Raw genomic sequence first — 15,677 nt, forward strand, 5'->3', positions numbered from 1 at the left:
GGCGCCTCGCGACATCGTATGCGCTTCCCGGCACGCTACGCCAACCCCAAACGCGCATCCGACCGCGCCGGGAGGCTGTTGACAATGTCGGCGCACTGCCAGATCATGTGAAAAATCCCTGTGCGCATCCCTCCTTGTTCCGGTCAGACACGAACGTTGCACATGCGTTGCGCCCAGGCCCACATAACCAATGAACGACATCAGCAGAGAGCCGGTCACGTCACGGGCCATTCGCGTCAAATTCCTAAGCAAGACCGGCGAACGGATCTGGCGCAGGCAACTGCCGGGACATGGCGCCCTATGGGGCAACTGCGAATTCATCTTTGACAAAGATGAGCGGGACTATGACTGGCTGGTAGTCTATGATGATCTTCCGTCAACGAAAGGCGAGCGCTTCTCCGTCCGAGTGGAGCCGCTGTCCTGCGCTCGGGAAAACACCCTCCTTGTCACCACCGAACCTTCTTCCATCAAATCCTACGGCAGCGCCTATACCGCGCAGTTTGGCCATGTGCTGACCAGCCAGGAACCCTGGGCGCTGCCGCACCCCAACCGGATATACTCACAGCCGGCCTTACGCTGGTTTTATGGTGTGGGCCGCGGACATGAGATTTCATATGACCACTTGGCAAGCGCGCAACCGCCATCCAAATCAAAAACCCTCTCTACCGTCTGCTCCAGCAAACGGCAGAAGCACACCTTGCACAACAGACGCTATGAATTCACCCTGGCACTGAAAGCGCTGCTCCCCGAACTGGATATCTACGGCCATGGCGTGCGTGACATGGATGACAAGGCGGAGGCGCTGGATGACTACCGTTACCACATCGCCATTGAGAATTACGTCGGCGCCCACCACTGTACCGAGAAGTTGTCGGATGCGTTTCTGGGATTCACATTGCCGTTTTATTACGGCTGCCCCAATGCGGAACAGTACTTCCCGCCCCGGAGTTTCATCCGTATCGATATCGGCGATATTGAGAAAACCCGCAATATCATTGCGCGCGCCATTGCGGACAATGAATACCAGAAGCGGCTTCCGGACATCGTGGAAGCGCGCCGCAGGGTTCTGGAGGATTACAATATTTTTTCGGTGTTGGCAAATGTTGTGGGCGCGCATCATGCGGCGGCGGGCGCCCGCAAGGAACCTTTTATCCTGATGTCCCGCCGCGCCCTGATAACCAGACATCCGCTCGCAGGGCTGAGGCACCTGTTTGAAAAGGCGCGTGTCAGGCTGCTGCATTCAGCCGGGCGCGGACAATGACACATCCTCCGCAGCCACTTTGCGGCCACACAGGCGTCTGGCCACGTACCCAGCCCGACGAATTTCCCTGGATGACATTCGACAGATAGCTTTATGCTCGGCGCGTCCACAGGCGACCCCGCCATTAAAACCTAACACGGCGACAGCAATCCAAATGAACATCGGAAAATCACTGGAAAAATGGTTTCGTGGAGCGCGATATGCGCCGCGAATATTGATGAGGTACGGGACATTGAATCCCGAGGTCGTCAGCATTCCGCATGCCGCCGGCAGATTCCACATCAACCCCCATGATGAACGCGCCAGAAAGAAATTGATTTTTGACGCGGTCAGAAACAGGTACTCGATCAACCGCAGGTTCTGGAACGACTTCATAGCCGCAGTCCAGCCAGACCTGGCATTGGATATCGGCACAAACTATGGGGAGTGCATTTTCTCCCCCACGTACCCGGACAACACGAGGGCAATCGCCTTTGAGGCCAACCCTGAACTGGTGGGCTACCTGGAAAAAACCCGCCACGATCACCCCTCCATGAATCAGATTGAAGTGATCAACGCGCTGGTAGGCAAGGAACCCTCCGGGCAACTGGGAATTGTCCTGATCCGAGAGCAGGGAACAATGGGCGTCATCCACAAATTCAATGGCAGACCCCTGTGGCTTGCTTGTGGTGTGTGGTGTTCTGCCGGGCTTGCGCCATGAATGTCAACCCTGTCGAGCGCCTGATACTTGCGGGCCTTGAACCTTTTGCCCGCGGCGGGAGCCGGGATTGCTTCGTTCATCCTTACCACCCCGACCGCTGCGTAAAGGTCGCCCGCGTTGAGCGGGCGCCCGAAATACTGCATCGTCAGTCGCCGTGGTGGAGACGCTGGCGCAAGTCGGTTCATGATTTCGATGATAGCTTCCGCGACTACCGCACGCTCAAAACCCTCGAATCAGACAACGACCCCGCCATCTGGCGGCACCTGCCTCGTTGCTTTGGCTGGGTGGAGACTGATCGCGGCCGTGGCCTGGTGATCGAACTGATCCGCGACGCCGAATACCAACGAACTGATGTTAGTCCTGAGTTGCGCCAGCGGTTGCGAACATAAACATAGTGTGGGGCTGGTATAGGAAACAAAATGGGCTGAGGGGTTGTAAGCATAGTCGTAAATTCAATTTTTTTCAGATTTTCGATATTTAACACTACTGACTGCCCCTAGCAACGAGTCGAGAGGTACAGTTAGTTTTCAGTTGAAATTTCGTTGTAGTCCTTCTGGCGTTGCATGACAAATCGGGGTGATACTGGCTTAGACAATAAGGTTTGTGGTGCAGGTGGGCGATAGCCGAGTGAGCTATGCGGTCGTATCGTGTTGTAATGAACACGCCAGTTCTCGATCACGGTCTGTGCCTCCTTCAGGGTATAGAATATCTCACCATTCAATAGATCATCTCTCAGCTTGCCATTAAAGCTCTCGTTACTGGCCGCATTACAGAGAGAGATTATCAGATCCGGATCGCCGCTGTTCAACTGTGGCCAGTTGGATGAAAACAGGCGATTTACTCGCGCCAGTAGTCGTTGATCCAGACCGCTGGCCGGATATGTTTGTAGAGCCTCTTGTACCACTTGGCCGGCCATACTCCCACAACCGCCTCATGCGGATCGGGCTTGCCGGTAAAGACAACAATGCGAGCATTTTCGGGCAGGCGTGGGGTCTGAACGAAGTTCAACGGCCAACGCGGCACAATCGAGTGCTTGAAGCTAATGCACCACTCAGAGGGAAAGAACTCAACCTGCCCCAAAGTGCGGCAGACAAAGGTTTGACTGTTACGGTATAAACGCATCATCTCCATAGGGTCAGGTCGAAACCTCTCCCATACCTTAGTCAGTGCGCCAACGCGGAAACGGAACACGGACATATTCCCAATGCCCTGCCCCGGCTGGGTCCAGTTCTCGGCAACTACAAAGTTTAAGTCAGGTTTATAGTCAAAGAATCCATCAAGTGACCCAGTCACCACCAGATCAAGATCGAGATGGAGGACGTCACCTTTAATATCTTCCAGTCGCTCCTGAAAAATGAACATTCGCCGAAACGGATGACGGCGCAAGGATTCGGGCAGGTCGAACGCGGGCATTGCTTTTATTTCAACCTCCGGACGGATACCATGCCTGTCGTCCGTCAGACAGACGAAACGGAAATCTCCCGAGAGATTCCTGGAAACCATGCCATACAGTTTGTTGACGTAGTCGGCTGGGTATTTGTCGCCCCACTTCAGGCAAATGATCTGTTTCATGTGCTGGAGATGCTACCACGAAGCTGCGATTTCTTCCATGTGCTGGAGTCTAGGCGCTTTTCCTGCACAGAGGTGCCGCACGCGCCACCTTGAGCCGGACACGAGGCATGCACACAGACTGACTCGTGTCGGGCAGACCGCATGGTTTATTGCGTCACCCCGCTGCAGCCAGTTTCCGGTAGACATCCAGGGTCGATTCAAGCATGTGCGCCAGGGTAAACGGGTGCTGTCCGGGAACGCTGGGCGCTTGCGCGTGCCACCCGGCGAGCCGTTGCATCATCGCAGCGTAGTCGCCCACCGGCACGCGCCCCACCGGGAATACCGCGGCAAGCTGCTCGGCGACACCGCCGTGATTGTAGGCCGCGACCGGCACGCCGAGGCTGAGCGCCTCCAGGGACACGCGCCCGAACGCCTCCGGATCGGTGGACAGCGACAACACCACGTCTGATACCGCCATGATCTCCTTGAGATCACTGCGGTGGCCGGTGAAGGTGATGTCGGCCGAAAGCCCGGCCTCCGCAACTTTGGCGCGCAGCTCAGCGGCGTAATGCTGCTTGCGCGGGTGCGCGTCGCCCACCAGCAGCCCGTGCACCGGCAGGCCTCGCTGCTTCAGGCCGGCGATAACACGAATGAAATCCTCCTGCCCCTTCCAGCGCGTCAATCGCCCCGGCAGCGTGATGACGTACTTGCCCTGCAACTGCGGATACTGCGCGCGCCACTGCGCCAGCCACCCGGGCGACGGCTGATAGCCGTGCGGGAACTCCGCCGGATCGACGCCGCGATGAATGACTTTGATGCGCGCCGGATCGGTCAGCGGGTAATTCGTGAGGATGTAATCCCGCACGGTGTTGGACACGGCGATGACGCGCTCGCCGCGTGTCATGATGGCGCTGTAGCGGTTCACCGAATAGAGGCCGTGTACGGTGGTGACGAAGCGCGGGCGGGTTTGCGGGGCCATGCCCTTCCAGGCCAGGTAGCATACCCAGGCCGGCAGGCGCGAGCGCGCATGCAGGATGTCGACCTGGTTTTCGCGCAGGAAGCGGCGTAAGCGAGGAATGAGGCGCAGCGTCCACAGCGATTTCCTGCCAATGTCCCATTGAATGTGCTCGCTGCCGTCACGCTCCAACTCGGCAACCATGCGGCCGCCCGCCGAAATGACCAGCGAGCGGTGGCCGTGCCGCACCAGTTCACGCGCCACCTCCAGCGTGCCGCGCTCGACGCCGCCGCTCTCCAGGGCGGGCAGCACCTGCAGCACGGTCAGCGGCCGGGGAACCATGTTTCCAGTATAAAGCGCGCGCTGCGCGCCGTTTCGTTGAAGGGTTGCGGCGGCGCGCGCAGCGCCTTGCCAGTGCGCCACTCGGCGAAACTTGTCAACAGGCCCTGTCCGATTAAATGCTGTACACCCCGGCTGACGCGGCTGTCGGCGCGCCTGGGCACGGCGAGCACGCCCGTCACGGCGCCAGAACTCAAGGCCTCGTAAATCATGGAGGCGCTGTCCTCCGTGACCCACACTTGCGAGGCGTGCGCGAGCTTTTCCGGCAACCACTCGGCGCCTGTATCTTGCTGGGCAATGACCTCGACATTATCCAAAGTGAGTTCGCGCAGTCCGTCCAGGGTGGCGTCGGGGGTGCGGCGCGAGGTCGCAATGCACCAGTATATCCCGCGCTCGCATTCGGCGATGGCGCGCACCTGCTCCAGCACGGATTCATCCGACCAGCCATAGTGTTGCGAAGGGCCGCCCAGCAGAATCAGACCGCACCGCGTATCCTTCTCGCCCGAAGGACGGATGCGGTTTAGCGCTCCGCGCGTGACCCACACCCGCCCGGAAGGCGCAACCGCGTCATGCTGCGGGATAATGCACAGATCAAAGAGACTGAGCGGCAGACTGGGTTTCATGAGCACCACTGCGCGCCCGCCGCGCGCGCGACGGGCGGCGAGCAGGGTCAGATGCGTGGCGTGCCCCGCGCCCAGCAGCAGATCGGGGTCGGGCAGCCCCTTGGCGGGCAGGAAACGCCCCGCCAGCCCGTACGCCAGGGCACGCAAGGCAGGCAGTGCCGGCAGGGTGTATGTCGCAACGGGGGCGCATTCTTCCAGGGCCTCCGCCAGACCAAGGCTTTGATTGTCATGGCCGCGCTTGCCGTCGCTGATGCGCCATACAACAAGTTTCGCCGTGGCCACCCCCCTAAACTAATCCTTCAGCACGTAATCCGCGCCGCAATACGGACACTTTGCCCTGCCGGTGGCCTCGATGGCCAGATACACGCGCGGGTGCGAGTTCCACAGGCTCATATTGTCCATCGGGCAGTGCAACGGCAAATCGGCGCGCGTCACGTGATAAAGGTTCTGCGCATTGGACTCAGTCTGCTGTGCTTGGCTATTGGGCGGTACGGGCTTGGACACGCTCATCTCCTTGATTCATGCCACCGGCGTCAGCCATTCGGGATGCTCCTTGCGCCGCCCGTGCACCTGGTCAAAATACAGCGCTTGCAGGCGCGTGGTGATGGGGCCACGGGTACCGCTGCCGATCTTGCGCCCATCCAGCTCGCGGATCGGTGTGACTTCCGCCGCCGTGCCGGTGAAAAAGGCTTCATCGGCAATATACACCTCGTCGCGCGTGATGCGCTTTTCGCGCACCTCGATGCCGAGTTCCGCAGCCAGCTTGAAAATGGTATCGCGGGTAATGCCGTCCAGCGCGGAGGTCAAATCGGGTGTGCAGAGCACACCGTCGCGCACGATGAAGATATTCTCGCCGCTGCCTTCGGCCACGTAGCCGTCCACGTCCAGCAGCAACGCCTCGTCCACACCACAGGAAAGCGCCTCGCGCAGCGCCATCATCGAGTTCATGTAATTGCCGTTGGCCTTGGCCTTGCACATGGTGATATTGACATGATGGCGCGTGAACGATGAGGTCTTGACGCGAATGCCCTTCTCCATGCCCTCGGCGCCGAGGTACGAGCCCCACGACCAGGCGGCAACAATGGCATGCACCTTGAGGTTGTCGGCGCGCAGACCCATGCCCTCCGAACCATAAAAACACATGGGCCGGATATAGGCAGACTTGAGACCATTTTCGCCCACTGCCGCGCGGCAGGCGTCGGAAAGCGTTTTTTTGTCATAGGGCATCGGCATGCCCAGAATGTGCGCCGAGCGCAGCAACCGGTCGACGTGCGCCTCCAGCCGGAAGATCGCCGTGCCCTGCACCGCCTCATAGGCGCGGATACCCTCAAACACACCCATACCATAGTGCAGGGTGTGCGTCAGCACGTGCACTTTCGCCTCGCGCCACGGCACCAAGGTGCCGTCAAACCAAATGACGCCGTCGCGGTCGTCCATCGTTGTCATGCGTTCTCCTTCAATAAATAATCAGTCGGATCCGTTACGCTTGATCCGACCTACCACTTTCTTCAAACCATGCGCGCCAGATTTTTATCACGCCTTTGCGATGGCGGGTAAATTCTTTTGCAGCCACCTGTGCGGGCGCCTCTTGCAGCGCCAGGCGATGCACAGCGCCGATGTAGGCGCGCCACGCCTGCGTGAGTGTCTCTGCCTGCGCCGCCGTCACTTTCCCGGCCACTGCCAGGCACGCGAGCAGGTCGGCCATGTGCGTCCGGCGCACCAATTCCGGCACCTCATGCGCATGCAATAGGGCCGCATATTGAACCATAAATTCGATATCGGTGATACCACCGGCATCCTGCTTGAGGTCGAAACGTCCCGCCTCAGTGCTGGCATGCGCACTACGCATGCGCGCACGCATGGCCGTCACCTCGGTACGCAGATCGGCGCGCGCGCGTGCACGGCCCAGAACTTCCTCCCGCACCGCCGAGAAATGAGCCGCAATGGCCCCGCCCTGGGCGGGATGCTGTGCCACCACCCGCGCACGCACCAGGGCCTGATGCTCCCAGGTCCAGGCTTGCTGCCGCTGGTAATCCGCAAATGCCGTCAGGCTCGCCACCAGCAAACCGGATGCGCCGCTGGGCCGCAGGCGCGTATCCACTTCGTACAACACCCCTGCCTGCGTGCGCGTATTGAGCAGATGGATGATGCGCTGTCCGAGGCGCGCGAAAAACACGGCGTTGTCGAGCGGCTGCGGGCCTGTAGTGCGGGCCTCATCGTCGCCGCTGTCATGCAGGAAGACGAGATCAAGGTCTGAGGCATAGCTCAGCTCGCGCCCGCCCAGCTTGCCGTAGGCCACGACCGCAAACCCGGCGTCCTTCAGCAGCCCGTTTTCCCGGTAACGCGGTATGCCATGTTTTGCCCCGAGCTGCCGCCACGCCAGCGCCAGCACTGCCTGCAAAACGGCTTCCGCAATATCGGACAGGTGTGCGCACACGGCCAGTGCGTCCGGCGCGCGCATAATCTGGGTCGCGGCCACACGCAACATCTGCGCCTGGCGGAAGTGTCGCAGCGCATCCATTTGCTGCTCCAGATCATGTGCGGCGGTGGCCTGCAGGCTGCGCTGCAAGTCCTGCGCGAGTGACGCCTGCGCCAGCGGCGCATACAGCGTACGCGGGTCGAGCAGTTCGTCCAGCAGCAGGGGTTGGCGTGCAAGCAGGGCCGCAATCCACGGGCTGGCCGCGCACAGTTGCACCACCTGCGAAAGCGCGAGCGGATGCTCGGTGAGCAGGGCCAGATAGGCCGTGCGGCGTGTTACGGCCTCGACCAGGGTCAGCACGCGCGCCAAGGTGACCGTTGCCTCGACTGCGGCAGGCTGCTGCGTCTGGGCTGCGATGGCACCTAGGGCCAGCGGCAGCAGCCGATCCATACGGCCACGCCCCTGCGCGCTGAGTGCGCGGCAGGCGTAGACGTCGCGCAACGCCGTAATGCGGCGCCAGGCCTCTGCCGCATCCGTAAACCCATGTGCATTTAATATGCGCTCTGCCTCAGCCTCATCCGGCGGCGTGAGCCAGAGGCGCGCCAGCTCGGCATCGGCTGCCTGCTCGGCCGTGGCCTGCGGCGCTGCAAACACCTGCTCAAAATGGCCCTGCACCTGCACCCGGTGCGCCCTTAGCGTCTGCTCGAACGCCACCCAGTCACCATACCCCATGGCAAAGGCAAGCCGGGCGCGCTCGAAATCGCTTTCCGGCAGGCGGTGCGTCTGCTCGTCGGCAACCTCCTGCAGCCGGTTCTCCGTCCGGCGCAGAAATTCATATGAAACCGTCAATTCGCGCACCACCTGCTCCGGTAAATAGCCGTGCCCTGCCAGTTGCTCCAGTACCGCGAGCGTGCCACGGATTTGCAGGTCCGGGTTGCGTCCGCCGCGGATCAACTGAAACACCTGCGCGATGAATTCAATCTCGCGTATGCCGCCCGGCCCCAGCTTGATATTGTCTTCGGCACCTTTACGCGCGGTCTCCTCCCGGATCATGCGCTTCATGTCGCGCAACGACTCGAACACGCCAAAATCAAGATAGCGCCGGTAGACAAACGGGCGCAGCGTATCCAGCAGTTGCGCACCTGCCGTGCGATCACCGCCCACCACGCGCGCCTTGATCCAGGCATAGCGCTCCCATTCACGCCCGTGCACCTGGTAATACTCTTCCAGCGCGGCAAAACTGGCACTGAGCGGCCCGCTGTCGCCGAACGGGCGCAGCCTGACATCGACACGGAACACAAACCCCTGAGCAGTGGCGGAACCGAGTGCACCGATCAGACGCTGGCCAAGGCGGAGAAAATATTCTTCATTACTGATGCGGAGGCGTTTGCCGCGCGTCTCGCCATCAGCGGGATAGGCAAAGATGAGATCGATATCCGAGGAAAAATTCAGCTCCGCACCACCGAGCTTGCCCATCGCCATCACCACCAGCGCCTGCGCAGCACCTGTCGTGTCATGTGGCGTACCGTAGTCCTGCGCCTGCCATGCGTGCAACCGCCGCAACGCGGCATCAATGCAGGCCTCAGCCAGTGCCGAGAGATCATGCAGGGTTTCAGCCAGCGGTGCCCAGCCCGCGATGTCGCGCCAGGCAATGCGTACCATTTCGCGTCGCCGGCAGCGGCGCAGGGCTTGATCCAGCGCTGCTTCGTCGCCCACTGCGGCGAGCACGCCCTCCAGTCTGCTCGCATACTCCTGCACGGAATACTCGCGCAGCAGATCACCGCTCGCCAGCAGCCCGGACAGCAGGTGCGGCTCCTGGATACAGCTTTGCGCAACGAAATCGCTGCATGCCCACACCCGACGCAGTACTGCCAACAGCTCCGGGTGCGTCGGTGGTGTTGTGCCTGCGGCCAGTGCCGCCTCCTGAAACTGTGACCAGCGTTGCAGCGCGGCCTCGCGCAGCACCACCGGAACCTGATCATCAGAAGACGTCCGCATCTGACCATCTTACCGAATCCCGCACAAAAAAAAGCCCCCTCGTACAGAGGGGGCCAGAATCTGCAATCAACAGCAGACGGGGTTTAGTGCATCATGCCGCCAGGATCAACCATATCCTTCGGGTCTGGCGCTGCATTCGGCAGTTCCGCGACCATGGCTTCGGTGGTAATCATCAAACCCGCAACCGATGCCGCATTCTGCAGCGCGGTACGCGTCACCTTGGTCGGATCGAGAATACCCAGGGCGATCATGTCGCCATATTCGCCGTTGGCGGCGTTGTAACCAAAGTTGCCCGTGCCTTCGGCCACCTTGTTCAACACCACAGAGCCTTCGCCACCGGCATTCTGCACGATCTGGCGCAGCGGCTCTTCCATGGCGCGCAGCGCAATGGCGATACCGACGTTCTGGTCTTCATTGTCGCCCTTGAGCTTGCCAATGGACTTGCGCGCGCGCACCAGGGCCACACCGCCGCCCGGCACCACGCCTTCCTCGACCGCAGCGCGGGTAGCATGCAGTGCATCTTCCACGCGCGCCTTCTTTTCCTTCATTTCGATTTCGGAACCGGCACCGACCTTGATCACGGCCACGCCGCCGGCGAGTTTCGCCACGCGTTCCTGCAACTTTTCACGGTCGTAGTCGGTGGTCGCCTCGTCGATCTGCGCACGGATCATCTTCACCCGCGACTGAATGTCGGCAGTCTTGCCTGCGCCATCAATGATGGTGGTGTATTCCTTGGAAACAGTCACGCGCTTGGCGCTACCGAGGTCTTCGATGGTAGCCTTTTCCAGCAACAGGCCCAGATCTTCAGACACCATCTTGGCCGCAGTCAGCACGGAGAGGTCATCCTGCATGGCCTTGCGACGCTCGCCGAAGCCCGGTGCCTTCACCGCACAGCACTTCACCACGCCGCGCAGGTTGTTCACCACCAGGGTCGCCAGCGCCTCACCTTCCACATCCTCGGAGATAATAAGCAGCGGACGGCCGGCCTTGGCCACGCCTTCCAGTATCGGGATCAGCTCGCGGATGTTGGAAATCTTCTTGTCGCAGATCAGGATGTAAGGGTTTTCCAGGTCACAGGCCATGGTCTGCTGATTGTTGACGAAGTACGGGGAAAGATAGCCGCGGTCGAACTGCATGCCTTCCACCACATCCAGCTCCATCTCGAGGCCGGTGCCTTCTTCTACTGTGATGACGCCTTCCTTGCCGACCTTGCGCATCGCCTCGGCGATCTTGTCACCGATCACCTGATCGGAATTGGCCGAAATGGAACCGACCTGGGCAATCGCCTTATCGTCGGTACACGGCTTGGAAAGCTTCTTCAGCTCTTCCACGGCTGCCGTCACGGCCTTGTCGATGCCGCGTTTCAGATCCATCGGGTTCATGCCGGAGGCGACGGCCTTCAGGCCTTCGGCCAGAATCGACTGTGCGAGCACAGTCGCGGTGGTGGTGCCGTCACCGGCGGTGTCGGAGGTACGCGAGGCGACTTCCTTCACCATCTGCGCGCCCATGTTTTCAAACTTGTCCTTGAGCTCGATACCCTTGGCGACAGATACGCCGTCCTTGGTCACTGTGGGGGCCCCATAGGCCGAATCCAGCACCACATTACGGCCACGTGGGCCCAGGGTGACCTTTACGGCATCGGCCAGGATGTTTACACCCTTGGCCATGCGGCTGCGCGCATCGTATCCAAATTTAACGTCTTTTGCTGGCATAGCTAGAATCCTCTGTGTTTTTTAGTTCGGTTGATTGGGGCTGGTCTGACTAGATGACCGCCATAATGTCGTCCTCGCGCATCACCACGAGGTCTTTGCCATCCACTTTCACTTCCGTGCCGGAATACTTGCCAAACAGCACCTTGTCGCCCACCTTGACATCGACCGGGCTGGTGTTGCCATTGTCCAGCACCTTGCCCTTGCCCACTGCCACGACTTCGCCCTTGCTGGGCTTTTCGGCGGCATTGTCGGGAATTACGATACCGCCAGCGGTGGTACGATCTTCCTCCAGCCGGCTGACAACCACACGATCATGCAACGGACGAATCTTCATCTCATCTATCTCCTTGATCTAAAAACAAAATAGTGGATGGCTGCCGGGATCCGGCAGCCATCCGGTAAGTCTGGCGAGATATTATTAGCACTCGCCACAGGTGAGTGCTAATAATAATGGCGTCTCGCCCATAGTTCAAGGGGTAGATGGCAATCGAGGCTCAAAATCCGGCTGATAGAATAGACGGGGGGTGGCAGAGTGGCTATGCTGTCGCCCCTCCCTCACCCCCATCCCTGCTCCCGGAGGGAGGGTGTGGCAGGTGTTGACTGATAAACTGTAACGACGCCATGGATGGCGGAAATATTGAAAATCTAACGCCCTTAGCTCAGTTGGGTGAGGCAGCAAAGCTGCCGAACGCCCGGCCATGGATGGCAGGGCAGGAGCTAACAAAGGAGCCTGAAGTCTCGCCACGGATGGCACATAGATACATCTAAATACGCGCCCTTAGCTCAGTTGGATAGAGCGTTGGGTTCCGATCCCAAAGGTCAGAGGTTCGAATCCTCTAGGGCGCGCCAATTTCAAAATGGCTTTCACTTACGCAGTATAGAAGCCGCGCACCTTATCTGCTTTCTGCGGCCACTTCCAACTGGGCAACCGGCTCGATGCTTGAGTGATTCAGCAGCCCCACGCGCACCCATGTCTGCCACTTCAGCTCTTCGCGCTTGAACAGTCGTTTCAAGCTTCGGCATAAAGCCTGGAACTCAACAATATCGATAATATAAAAAATAATCCATGCCACTGGCGCCAGGATCAAAAGGTTTCGATGAAATCGTGACATTGGATCAAACGCTATCTGCAGAGCTATTACCAGGCTTATGAACGTAATGAAAAGCACGAGTGGAAAATAGTCGTTGGTATAAATCATATAGCCATAAAATATGGCCAACAACAGTGGTTCAAGGAGTAAGGCCAACTCCGCATACACTGCCAGAGGCAGCAATAACAATGTCAGGTATGGGTTGTGCCGCTTTTCGGCACTGAAAAATAGTGTCTTGTGTTTTATGAAGGTTAACAAGCGACCGAACTTCCATCGCAACCGCTGGTTACATAACCCCAGCCAGCTGGCAGGGCCTTCGGTGTAGACAACCGCATCAGCGGCATAGCGGGATTTATAGCCACTAGCCAGTATTCGCGTGGACATTTCAATATCTTCAGTAATAATCCTGGGGTCAAAACCGCCGAGATCCACCAGCACATTCTTGCGGTAGGCGGCTGCTGCACCGCCGACGATATATACTGAGTTGAATATGGAGTCTGCTCGTTTAAAGAAGAACCCATAGAGATACTCCAACTGCTGCATTACCTCAATATGTTTACAGCGGTTACCAATGATGACATTTCCGGCCACTGCAGCGACATCCTTATCCGTAAACTGCTTGACGATATTAGCTATCGCCTTCCTGTCCATCACGCAATCTGCGTCGATCGTTACTATAATTTCACCCTTGGCAATCATCACACCCTGATTTAAGGCTATAGCTTTGCCCCCATTTGGCAAGCTGAGATATTTCACCACCGTTGCGGAATGATTGCGCAACCCGTAATCTCTCACGAAACCCGCCATGATCTCATCAGTGGCATCGGTTGACCCATCATTGATCACAATCACTTCCAGATTTTTGTACTGCGTATCCAGAACTGACTGCACGGTTTTCAATATCCCGACCTCTTCGTTCCACGCGGGGATAAGGACTGATACCGTCAGATCAGAAGCCACTCCCATTGCTTCTTCACGAATTCGCCCGACCAAAGAGTAGAAAGGCGCGGCACATAGCTGGATGACATACTTGACGAAAATCGGCGCGAGCAAGAGGATGATAGCCAAGCGTATGCCGTCCATCTCCTCGCTCGGCACATACTCAGTGGTGCTGCTCATATATACAACAGCGACAGGAACCGTATACAGCAGACATAGAATTACTACGTACTGCACGTGTGCAGTAAAGGATTTTTTCATCGGGGTTCCGGGTGCCCACAACCAGAATACCGCCCGAGACAGGGGCAGATATTCCCAAGGAAGGGGAGTGTCAGGTCAGAGGTGGTATGGTTTCAGCAAGACAGTAAACTACGGCAATTGTAGCACCTTTCAAGATCAGGGAAGTGCCCACGCTAACAAAAAAATGGGTTTAACCCCGGCCGGCTGCCCTTAAGGCCTGCGGTGATACTCGCCCGTTTCCGCCTCTACTTAAAAATCCGCATCAGACCACGTCGCGCGCCCAGCACAGGCTCACGCACTGCTCTGACTCCGCCATCTCCCAGGTCGGGATATGGCGGCACATACTTCTACCCTGCGGTTGGCCATATTTGGTTGTCCACAGGGCGTACCGCCAGCCTTCATGAGCTTTTACTGCCCCAGAGCTGCTCCAGACGTTGGTCGCGGCCACAGCTGAGGCGGTAATAGTTGTAGCGTAGCGGGTTTCGCTTGTAGTAACCCTGATGGTAATCCTCTGCGGGATAAAACGTTGTGGCCTGCGTTATTTCGGTCACTATCGGTTCTTTGAACGACTTGGTCTTTTCGACCTCCCGCTTTGACTGTTCCACGATCTGCTTTTGCTCCGGGGTGCTGTAGAAAATGGCACTGCGATACTGGCTGCCCCGGTCACAGAATTGACGGTCTGCGGTAGTCGGGTCGATGGTGTGCCAGAACCCGTCCGTCAGCGCCTTGTAGCTGACCTTGGCCGGATCGTAGACTACCTGCACCGCTTCTGTGTGGCCGGTGCCGCCGCCGGACACCTCTTCATAGGTCGGATTTAACGTGTGTCCGCCGGTATAACCGGAGATGGTTTCCACCACACCGGGCACCTTGTCAAAGTCCGACTCCACGCACCAGAAACAGCCCCCGGCAAACACGGCGGTCTCGTAGTGAGTAGCGGGCATGGCCGTGCCAGCCGCATCCTGCTCTGCCAAGGCAGCGCCGGGCAAGGCAATACCGACAATCAGCGCGATTAGTAATTTACGTAACATGAGCAGATGCCCTCTATAGGTCTTGGCTAGCTACGCGGGGATAAACTTCAACGCCAGCCCGTTGTTGCACCAGCGCTCGCCGGTCGGCTTTGGGCCGTCGTTGAAGACATGGCCCTGGTGACCGCCGCAACGCGCGCAGTGATACTCCTTGCGCGGGTATATCCATTTGAAGTCGGTCTTGGTTTCAACGCCGCCGGGCAGCGTCGCATAAAAACTCGGCCAACCGGTACCGCTGTCGAATTTCATATCGGACGTAAACAACGGCAGGGAGCAACCGGCGCAGACATACTGGCCTGCACGTTTTTCATCATTCAGCGTGCTGGAGAAAGGCGGTTCTGTGCCTTCGTCACGCAAAATATTGTATTGCGCAGGGGTGAGCAGCGCCTTCCACTCGGCGTCGGTTTTCACAATCTTCTCGATGGTTGCTGGCATGGCCGTATCCCCGCTAAAGGCCCTGGATGAGATCAGGGGCAAGGTCGCAAGCCCCAGGCAGGTTTCAATAAATTGACGTCTGTTCATGGCGCTCTCTCCGCTCGCTTGTTTCCACCAGTGCGCACAGTGTATGACCGGAGTATCAACTCTTTATCGCGCAGTTATCACAATTCTATACCATCCCTTTGGCTATGGAATTCATTGATTTTAAGTAGACTGGTCTACAGTATGCTCATATTGCAGGAGTAAGCCATGAAGATCGAAATTGGCTCATATGAGGCGAAAACAAGGCTCCCTGAATTGCTGCGGCAGGTAAAAACCGGCAAAAGCTTTACCATCACCAATCGCGGCGTAGCCATTGCGGATTTGGTGCCCAGTCTGGGCGCACG

General features: G+C 58.6%; 15 protein-coding genes, 1 tRNA gene and 1 pseudogene. 5 read left to right on the top strand and 12 right to left on the bottom strand.

What is annotated here, in order from left to right; translation table 11 throughout:
* The first annotated feature begins 190 nt into the window (after positions 1-190).
* The 3 genes from Q8L89_06610 to Q8L89_06620 all read left to right on the top strand — a co-directional run bounded on the left by Q8L89_06610 (position 191) and on the right by Q8L89_06620 (position 2,350).
* Positions 191-1,261 carry a glycosyltransferase family 10 gene (locus tag Q8L89_06610; GenBank protein MDP1708720.1) on the top strand — a complete coding sequence of 357 codons (1,071 nt, stop codon included), beginning with the start codon at positions 191-193 and terminating at the stop codon, positions 1,259-1,261.
* A 154-nt stretch (positions 1,262-1,415) separates the two neighbouring features.
* Positions 1,416-1,961 carry a hypothetical protein gene (locus Q8L89_06615; protein MDP1708721.1) on the top strand — a complete coding sequence of 182 codons (546 nt, stop codon included), beginning with the start codon at positions 1,416-1,418 and terminating at the stop codon, positions 1,959-1,961.
* Complete coding sequence (locus tag Q8L89_06620) at positions 1,958-2,350, top strand: YrbL family protein (protein MDP1708722.1); 393 nt, start codon at positions 1,958-1,960, stop codon at positions 2,348-2,350. The genes Q8L89_06615 and Q8L89_06620 overlap by 4 nt, the downstream gene beginning before the upstream one ends.
* A 131-nt stretch (positions 2,351-2,481) precedes the next feature.
* On the opposite strand, the pseudogene Q8L89_06625 reads toward Q8L89_06620, so the two are convergent.
* The 9 genes and pseudogenes from Q8L89_06625 to groES form a co-directional block, all read right to left on the bottom strand.
* Positions 2,482-2,715, bottom strand: a pseudogene (locus tag Q8L89_06625) (transposase).
* A gap of 83 nt (positions 2,716-2,798) precedes the next feature.
* On the bottom strand, positions 2,799-3,533 hold the full coding sequence (locus Q8L89_06630) for a hypothetical protein (protein ID MDP1708723.1): 735 nt from the start codon (positions 3,531-3,533) through the stop codon (positions 2,799-2,801).
* Positions 3,534-3,687: 154 nt separating this feature from the next.
* A complete protein-coding gene (locus Q8L89_06635; protein MDP1708724.1) occupies positions 3,688-4,809 on the bottom strand; it encodes a glycosyltransferase family 4 protein in 1,122 nt (373 codons plus the stop codon).
* Positions 4,791-5,711 (bottom strand): ELM1/GtrOC1 family putative glycosyltransferase, encoded by a 921-nt coding sequence (locus tag Q8L89_06640; GenBank protein ID MDP1708725.1) that lies wholly within the window; start codon positions 5,709-5,711, stop codon positions 4,791-4,793. Before Q8L89_06640 ends, Q8L89_06635 begins: the two co-directional genes overlap by 19 nt.
* 9 nt (positions 5,712-5,720) lie before the next feature.
* Positions 5,721-5,939 carry a zinc-finger domain-containing protein gene (locus Q8L89_06645; GenBank protein ID MDP1708726.1) on the bottom strand — a complete coding sequence of 73 codons (219 nt, stop codon included), beginning with the start codon at positions 5,937-5,939 and terminating at the stop codon, positions 5,721-5,723.
* 9 nt (positions 5,940-5,948) lie between these two features.
* Positions 5,949-6,875 carry a branched-chain amino acid transaminase gene (locus tag Q8L89_06650; GenBank protein ID MDP1708727.1) on the bottom strand — a complete coding sequence of 309 codons (927 nt, stop codon included), beginning with the start codon at positions 6,873-6,875 and terminating at the stop codon, positions 5,949-5,951.
* 34 nt (positions 6,876-6,909) lie between these two features.
* Complete coding sequence (gene glnE / locus Q8L89_06655) at positions 6,910-9,846, bottom strand: bifunctional [glutamate--ammonia ligase]-adenylyl-L-tyrosine phosphorylase/[glutamate--ammonia-ligase] adenylyltransferase (protein ID MDP1708728.1); 2,937 nt, start codon at positions 9,844-9,846, stop codon at positions 6,910-6,912.
* Positions 9,847-9,929: 83 nt separating this feature from the next.
* A complete protein-coding gene (groL, locus tag Q8L89_06660; GenBank protein MDP1708729.1) occupies positions 9,930-11,558 on the bottom strand; it encodes a chaperonin GroEL in 1,629 nt (542 codons plus the stop codon).
* 49 nt (positions 11,559-11,607) lie between these two features.
* Positions 11,608-11,892 carry a co-chaperone GroES gene (gene groES, locus Q8L89_06665; protein MDP1708730.1) on the bottom strand — a complete coding sequence of 95 codons (285 nt, stop codon included), beginning with the start codon at positions 11,890-11,892 and terminating at the stop codon, positions 11,608-11,610.
* Between the two features lie 438 nt (positions 11,893-12,330).
* Between groES and Q8L89_06670 the strand changes: the two genes are divergently transcribed.
* Positions 12,331-12,407, top strand: a tRNA-Arg gene (locus Q8L89_06670).
* 44 nt (positions 12,408-12,451) lie between these two features.
* Here the strand turns inward: Q8L89_06670 and Q8L89_06675 are convergent.
* From Q8L89_06675 to msrB, 3 genes are all read right to left on the bottom strand, one after another.
* Entirely contained in the window at positions 12,452-13,849 is a 1,398-nt protein-coding gene (locus Q8L89_06675) for a glycosyltransferase (GenBank protein MDP1708731.1), read from the bottom strand.
* Positions 13,850-14,226: 377 nt separating this feature from the next.
* Positions 14,227-14,769 (bottom strand): peptide-methionine (S)-S-oxide reductase MsrA, encoded by a 543-nt coding sequence (gene msrA, locus Q8L89_06680; GenBank protein ID MDP1708732.1) that lies wholly within the window; start codon positions 14,767-14,769, stop codon positions 14,227-14,229.
* A 117-nt stretch (positions 14,770-14,886) separates the two neighbouring features.
* Positions 14,887-15,375: a peptide-methionine (R)-S-oxide reductase MsrB gene (gene msrB, locus Q8L89_06685; protein ID MDP1708733.1), complete on the bottom strand. Its 489-nt coding sequence runs from the start codon at positions 15,373-15,375 to the stop codon at positions 14,887-14,889.
* Between the two features lie 165 nt (positions 15,376-15,540).
* On the opposite strand from msrB, the gene Q8L89_06690 reads away from it, so the two are divergent.
* Positions 15,541-15,677: type II toxin-antitoxin system prevent-host-death family antitoxin (locus tag Q8L89_06690; protein ID MDP1708734.1), on the top strand; the 137-nt coding region annotated here is incomplete at its 3' end.

It is taken from the genome of Gammaproteobacteria bacterium, from assembly GCA_030680605.1.
Classification (GTDB): Bacteria; Pseudomonadota; Gammaproteobacteria; order SURF-13; family SURF-13; genus JAQBXX01.

Excerpts from the sequence above, each read along its gene's own strand:
- msrA (MDP1708732.1), bottom strand. The coding sequence starts at position 14,769 with ATGCCCGCTACTCACTACGAGACCGCCGTGTTTGCCGGGGGCTGTTTC.
- groL (MDP1708729.1), bottom strand. The coding sequence starts at position 11,558 with ATGCCAGCAAAAGACGTTAAATTTGGATACGATGCGCGCAGCCGCATG.
- Q8L89_06630 (MDP1708723.1), bottom strand. The coding sequence starts at position 3,533 with ATGAAACAGATCATTTGCCTGAAGTGGGGCGACAAATACCCAGCCGAC.
- Q8L89_06675 (MDP1708731.1), bottom strand. The coding sequence starts at position 13,849 with ATGAAAAAATCCTTTACTGCACACGTGCAGTACGTAGTAATTCTATGT.
- Q8L89_06615 (MDP1708721.1), top strand. The coding sequence starts at position 1,416 with ATGAACATCGGAAAATCACTGGAAAAATGGTTTCGTGGAGCGCGATAT.
- glnE (MDP1708728.1), bottom strand. The coding sequence starts at position 9,846 with ATGCGGACGTCTTCTGATGATCAGGTTCCGGTGGTGCTGCGCGAGGCC.
- Q8L89_06635 (MDP1708724.1), bottom strand. The coding sequence starts at position 4,809 with ATGGTTCCCCGGCCGCTGACCGTGCTGCAGGTGCTGCCCGCCCTGGAG.
- Q8L89_06610 (MDP1708720.1), top strand. The coding sequence starts at position 191 with ATGAACGACATCAGCAGAGAGCCGGTCACGTCACGGGCCATTCGCGTC.
- Q8L89_06645 (MDP1708726.1), bottom strand. The coding sequence starts at position 5,939 with ATGAGCGTGTCCAAGCCCGTACCGCCCAATAGCCAAGCACAGCAGACT.
- Q8L89_06620 (MDP1708722.1), top strand. The coding sequence starts at position 1,958 with ATGAATGTCAACCCTGTCGAGCGCCTGATACTTGCGGGCCTTGAACCT.
- msrB (MDP1708733.1), bottom strand. The coding sequence starts at position 15,375 with ATGAACAGACGTCAATTTATTGAAACCTGCCTGGGGCTTGCGACCTTG.
- groES (MDP1708730.1), bottom strand. The coding sequence starts at position 11,892 with ATGAAGATTCGTCCGTTGCATGATCGTGTGGTTGTCAGCCGGCTGGAG.
- Q8L89_06650 (MDP1708727.1), bottom strand. The coding sequence starts at position 6,875 with ATGACAACGATGGACGACCGCGACGGCGTCATTTGGTTTGACGGCACC.